We start from the raw sequence: 6,410 nt of genomic DNA, 5'->3' as shown, positions 1-6,410 counted from the left end.
TCTACACCAGGACGTACACTCTTTCCCTACACGACGCTCTTCCGATCTGTTCTTTCCTCCATTTTTTCTATTAAAAAATTAGGAACTTTAAAATCCATATCTGCAACCCACATAGGTATACTTTCTTCATCTGCATATTCTGCCATCCCTAGCATCCCATTTACATTCCACTTAATTGAATCTGTTCCTCTTCTTTCAACCTTTTCATTAAAATTAGTTTTCAAAATATACTCCTCCCTATTTTACTCTTTTATTTCAAAAAAAACTTTTGGATATATAACTTCTCCTGAAATCTCTTTTAAAGATCCCTCTTTTAACTCTTTAACAAAAAACTTTTCTTTTTCTAACTCTGTTGGTGGAAATATTCCATAAGTGCTTGCTAATTCATATCCAAATTTTTCAAAAAATTTAGGTTCACCATAGACAACCACTCCCTTATATCCCATAGTTTTCGCCATTAAATGACCTTTTTCTATTAAACTTCTTCCTATACCTTTTTTCTGAAATTTTGAAGCTACAACAATTGGAAATAAAAGTAATAGAGTATCTTTCCCAATTTTTACCTTTGTAAATAAAACATATCCTACAATCATTCCTTTTAATTTTGCTGTTAAAGATAAATCTTTTATAAAATCCTCACTTTTAAGTAATTCTTTAACTATTTTATGTTCCGTATGTGTTGCATTTTTACTTTTAAAAAAAGATTTCTGTATTAATTCACAAACAAAATCCTCTTCTGTAAAATTTTTATATTTTTTCTTTTGATATAAATATACTGCTAATGATCCACATATAAAAAATACTATTCCTAATATAACATTCATAACTTTTTCCTCCTAAAAATTTCTATATTATATATAATATACTCTATTACTTTGATATTTTCTACTCTGTTTTAGATTTTTATTTAGTATTTTAGGAAAGAAATAGAGATTATATACAAAATAAATTGTTATTCCTTTTATTATATTATATAATAAAAATAATCACACTTTTCTTAGGAGGATTATATCTTGAAAGCTTTAATCGTTGTTGACGTTCAAAATGATTTTTGTGAAGGTGGAACATTAGAAGTAAAGAATGCTTCTGAAATCATACCAATAATCAATAATCTCATCACTCTCTTTAAAAAAAACAAACAGTTTATCATCTCTACTAAAGACTGGCATCCAAAAAATCATAAAAGTTTTGCTGTTAACTCTAATAAAATAATTGGTGAAATTGGAGAATTAAATGGTCTCCCACAAGTTTGGTGGCCAGAACATTGTATAGAATACTCTTTTGGCGCTGAGCTTCATCCGGAACTATTTTATATTGAAAATACCATCTACAAAGGAACAGATCCTAATGTGGATTCTTACAGTGCATTTTTTGATAATGGAAGAAAAAGAAAAACACAACTAGGTAATATTTTAAGAAAAAAAGGAATACATGAAATTTATATTGTTGGCTTAGCTACAGATTACTGTGTTAAATACACTGTTTTAGATGCAATTGATTTAGATTTTAAAGTTAATATTGTTGAAGACGCTTGTAAAGGAGTTAACCTTCAAGAATTTGATTCTGAACTTGCATTAAAAGAGATAGTACATAAAGGAGCACATTTAATCAAAAGTACTGATATTAAATTTTAATTTGACAAGGTTTTTTTAATATGTTATTATTACCAAAAAGTTTGAGGAGGAGAGTTATATGCTTTTAAGGGATAGGAATTTTATTTTTAAAAATAAAATAAAAATAAATTCTTTTTCTATGCTTGAAAGTAAGATAACTATTTCTAAGGACTAAGTATATCCTTTTGTCTTAATAGCTCACTTAGCATTGACTAAGTGAGCTTTTTTTTATACAAAATTTTATGGAGGTAATTATGTATTCAAAATTAGAATCAAAATATGATAAAATTTTTCAAGAATTAAAAAGGATTAATAGGTTTATGTATGATAATCCTGAACTTGGCCTAAGAGAATTTAAAGCTCTTAATATCTTAACTGAATTTTTAAAAGAAAATAATTTTAAAATAGAAACGAAATTTTGTAATATTGAAACAGCTTTTTTAGCCACATATAACTCTACAAAAAAAGGACCTAATATAGCCATCTTAGCAGAGTATGATGCTTTACCTGATATTGGACATGGTTGTGGACATAATCTTCTTGGAACAACAAGTATTGGAGCTGGAGTCTTACTAAAAGGTTTTGTTAATGAATATGGTGGAACCATTAGCATTATTGGAACTCCTGCAGAGGAAACCTTTGGTACTAAAGTTCAAATGGCTAAAAATGAAGTTTTTAAAGATATTGACCTTGCCATGATTGTTCATCCAACAAGTGGTAATTATCATTTAAGAAGCACTTCTAGTCAAGCTATGGAAGCATTGGAATTTAAATTTTTAGGAAAAACATCTCATGCTGCGGGTTCACCTCATTTGGGAATAAATGCTCTTGATGGTGTTATCAATCTTTTTAATGGAATTAATGCCTTAAGACAGCAAATTTTAGAAAGTGACCGAGTTCATGGAATTATAAAAAATGGTGGTGAAGCTGCTAATATAATTCCTGATCTATCTATTGCTCATTTTTATGTAAGATCAAAAAATAGAAAAGACCTTCTATCTCTTTTAAAAAAAGTTGAAAATTGTGCCTATGGTGCTGCTTTATCTAGTGGAACAACACTTGAAATTTCAAATTATGAAACAAGCTTTTTAAATCTAATAACAAATAAAACTCTTATGGATTTATATGAAAAACAATTATTATCTTTAGGTATTGAAAAAATGAAAGATTCTCAATCTAGTGGTTCAACAGATGCAGGAGATGTCAGTTATGTTTGTCCTACAATACATCCTTATTAACCACTTTACCAAGAGGTTATAGGACATAGCAAAGGATTTGCTGAGGCTTCTATTACTGATGAAGCTTATCAAGGAATGAAAGAAGCTATTTTTGCTCTTACTTTAACTGGAATTGAAATTTTAAAAAATCCAATTATTTTAAATGAAATAAAATCAGAATTTATTAAAACTATGGAGGTATCATAATTTATGAAAAAATATACATTAACTTTACTATTTTTATTAATAACAATCACTTCTTTTGCTAAAAAATTATATGTAGGAACAAATGCAGAGTTTCCACCTTATGAATATTTAGATGAAAATAAATTGACTGGGTTTGACGTTGAACTTATGGAATTATTAGGAGAAAAATCTGGATATACTATAGTTTGGAAAAACATGTCTTTTGATGGTTTAATTCCAGCCTTACAAACAAATAAAATTGATGCCATTATCGCTGGTATGGCTCAAACTCCAGATAGAAAAAAAGCAGTAGATTTTTCAAATCCATATCTTTTTTTTGATACTCCTCATCTTGTTTTAGCAAATTCTAATAGTTCTTTTACAAATAAAAAAGAGCTTAAAGATAAAATAGTTGGAGTACAACTTGGGTCTATGCAAGAAAATTTTGCTAAAAATTTAGGTGCTAATGTTAGAAATTATAACTCTTTTTTAGGAGCTTTATTAGATTTAAAAAATAACAAAATTGATGGAGTTATTATTTCTGAAGAAAGCGGAAAAGAATATGTTAAATCTATTGAGAATATTAAAATTATAGATACTATTCAAGATAAAGTTCCCGGTGCATCAATTCCATTTAAGAAAGGATCAAAAAAAACTGTTGAAGATATAAACAATGCTTTATTACAATTAAAAGATAGTAATGAATACAATAATCTTGTTAAAAAATATTTTCCAAATAAAACAGTAATACAATAAAAAAAGTCCTCTGTTATAAATCATAACAGAGGGCTTATTATTTTATTTTTTATTTTCCTTAAATATTAATTGTTTTCCTGATTTTAAAGTTAATACTAAAGAATCTGTCGTTTGTTTATAAGATGTTACTTGTGATAATTCATTAAAATAATTTTGTTCCATTTTCATTAAAGCTTCTGGTCCTGCCATTAATGTAGATCCCATTCTTTCTAAAGTTAAATCAGAACCTTTTTTCTCATACTTTCCAAAGTAGTTGTTAACTCCTGAAAATCCATAAAAATTATTTCCATCAAAACCAATTAAAATATTAGGTATTCCATTTTCTTGTACTAAAACATATTCCTTACCTGTTAAATTTTTCTTACTTGTTGTCAAAGTCGAACACCCTCCAAATAACATTGTAACTACTAATAAAAATCCAAATATTTTTTTCAATTTACCCCACCCTCTTTTTTTTATTTATTATTATTATCATTATAATTGCAAAAATCATCATTATCATACTAACAATATGAGGAGCTCTAAATCCATAGAACATTAAATCTTCAGCTCTAAAGAAACTTACAAATATTCTATTTATACTATAGATAATAATATATGTCCACCATACTGTTCCTGTTGCATAATTCTTTTTTCTCATTACAAAGTAAAGAAATAAAAATCCTAAAAAATTTAAAAATGCTTCGTATAACATTGCTGGATGTAAAGGCAGATTTGGGAATTCCATTCCTGCAGGTGAACTATTTGGAAACACTAATCCCCAAGGTACTAACTCTTTAAATTGTGATTTTTGTGCCAATGTCATTAAGTTATAATTTGCAAACCACTGATTAAACGCTGGTTTTATGCTAAAAATAACTTTAAAAGGTGTAAAAGTAGGAACTCCATGAACCTCTCCATTTGCTAAATTGCCAAATCTCCCTATTGCTTGTCCAAGTAATAGTAACGGAGCCACCATATCTCCTAATAAAAAAGCATTTAATTTTTTCCTTTTTGCATAAATCAGTGTTCCAATTAATCCACCTAATATTCCACCATGTATAGCCATTCCACCTTTCCAAACAGCTATTATATCGCTGGGATTGGCTAAATAATAGTGTAAATTAAAAAGAACATAATATAATCTTCCTCCTAATAGCCCTGATAACATTGCTACAAAAGCATAATCTTCAATTGCAGCTTTATCCATTCCTTTTTTTGTACCTTCTCTTTTTAAAAGTTCTATTCCTATAAAGAAGGCAATTGCATAACAAAGTCCATAATAACTAACTTTGAAACTACCTATATGAAAAAAAATCGGATCCATTTTTAGCCTCCTTCTAACATTATATGATGATTATATCACCACTTTTTTATTTCGTAAAACATTTTATTTAACTTTTATCTAAATTCAAAATAAATTTATTTTAATTTTGTATATTTTCCTAAATATAGTTGTATTTTTTTTAATTTTAGATTAAAATGTAGTAAAAGAATATTATTTTAAAATAATTTTTATTTTAAGGAGGAATTTATGCACTATCACGCACCAATTACAGAAAAAGTTTTTTGGATCGGAACTAACGATAGAAAAACTGAAAGATTTGAAAACTATTTACCCCTACCTCAAGGAGTAGCTTATAATTCATATCTTATTAATGATGAAAAAACTTGTATAATTGATACTGTTGATTTTTCAACTGCTGGATTATATATTGAAAAAATAAACGGAATACTTAAAGGTAAAAAATTAGATTATATAGTTGTTAATCACATGGAACCTGACCATTCTGGATCTCTTGGAGATGTTATGGCTCATTTCCCTGAAGCTACTATTATAGGTAATGTAATTACTTTAAAAATGATCAAAGCCTTTATTCCTAACTTTGATACAAGTAAATTCATGACAATTAAAGAGGGAGATACTCTTAATTTAGGTACTCATGTTTTAACTTTTGCAATGGTTCCTATGGTTCACTGGCCTGAATCTATGGTTACTTATGATATAACTGACAAAATATTATTCTCAAATGATGCTTTTGGAAGTTTTGGAACTCTTGATGGAGGTATTTTTGATGATGAAATCAATTTCTCTTTCTATGAAAGTGAAATGAGAAGATATTATGCTAACATTGTTGGAAAATATGGACCTCAAGTTTTAAATGCTATAAAAAAATTAAGTGGATTAGAAATAAAATATATTTGTCCTTCTCATGGAATTCTTTGGAGAAGAGATGTTTCTGTAGTTATTAACCATTTTGCTAACTGGGCAAGTTTTACTCCTGAAGCAGAAGGAGTAGTTATTGTTTATGGAACTTTATATGGAACTACTGCTAAAATGGCCAATGTTATAGCTAGAGAACTTGCACACAATGGAATTAAAAATATTAAAATTTATGACGCTTCAAAAACAGATCATTCTTATATTATTAGTGATATTTGGAAATATAAAGGCCTAATTATTGGTTCTGCAGCACATAATAACGATGTATATCCTATGCTGCAAGGTCTTTTACATAAATTACAAAATTATGGTTTAAAAAATAGATATTTAGGTATTTTTGGTAATATGCTTTGGAGTGGTGGAGGTGTAAGAGGTATTAAAGCTTTTGCTGATGCTCTTCCTGGACTTGAAGTTGTTGCTGATGCTATTGAATCT

At 27.9% G+C, this 6,410-nt stretch carries 6 protein-coding genes and 1 pseudogene; 4 read left to right on the top strand and 3 right to left on the bottom strand.

Annotated features, from left to right (window positions below):
• Positions 1–242 precede the first annotated feature (242 nt).
• On the bottom strand, positions 243–824 hold the full coding sequence (locus Q0V09_RS06265) for a GNAT family N-acetyltransferase (RefSeq protein ID WP_297404890.1): 582 nt from the start codon (positions 822–824) through the stop codon (positions 243–245).
• Between the two features lie 189 nt (positions 825–1,013).
• Here Q0V09_RS06265 and pncA point away from each other — a divergent pair, with 189 nt between their 5' ends.
• From pncA to Q0V09_RS06250, 3 genes and pseudogenes are all read left to right on the top strand, one after another.
• Complete coding sequence (pncA, locus tag Q0V09_RS06260; protein WP_297404892.1) at positions 1,014–1,634, top strand: bifunctional nicotinamidase/pyrazinamidase; 621 nt, start codon at positions 1,014–1,016, stop codon at positions 1,632–1,634.
• Positions 1,635–1,867: 233 nt separating this feature from the next.
• Positions 1,868–3,037: pseudogene (locus tag Q0V09_RS06255) on the top strand (M20 family metallopeptidase).
• A 3-nt stretch (positions 3,038–3,040) separates the two neighbouring features.
• Positions 3,041–3,772: a transporter substrate-binding domain-containing protein gene (locus Q0V09_RS06250; protein WP_297487722.1), complete on the top strand. Its 732-nt coding sequence runs from the start codon at positions 3,041–3,043 to the stop codon at positions 3,770–3,772.
• A gap of 42 nt (positions 3,773–3,814) precedes the next feature.
• On the opposite strand, the gene Q0V09_RS06245 is transcribed toward Q0V09_RS06250, so the two are convergent.
• Both Q0V09_RS06245 and lgt read right to left on the bottom strand, forming a co-directional pair.
• Positions 3,815–4,207, bottom strand: coding sequence for an META domain-containing protein (locus tag Q0V09_RS06245; RefSeq protein ID WP_297404898.1), 393 nt, complete (start codon positions 4,205–4,207; stop codon positions 3,815–3,817).
• Between the two features lies 1 nt (position 4,208).
• Positions 4,209–5,078, bottom strand: coding sequence for a prolipoprotein diacylglyceryl transferase (gene lgt, locus Q0V09_RS06240; RefSeq protein ID WP_297404900.1), 870 nt, complete (start codon positions 5,076–5,078; stop codon positions 4,209–4,211).
• A gap of 207 nt (positions 5,079–5,285) precedes the next feature.
• On the opposite strand from lgt, the gene Q0V09_RS06235 reads away from it, so the two are divergent.
• The coding region (locus tag Q0V09_RS06235) for an FprA family A-type flavoprotein (protein WP_297487719.1) at positions 5,286–6,410 on the top strand (1,125 nt) is incomplete at its 3' end.

Origin of the sequence: uncultured Cetobacterium sp. (assembly GCF_947039425.1) — a bacterium.
GTDB lineage: Bacteria > Fusobacteriota > Fusobacteriia > Fusobacteriales > Fusobacteriaceae > Cetobacterium_A.
Note: the sequence above shows the minus strand (reverse complement) of the source record. Positions and strands in the feature narration are given on the sequence as shown.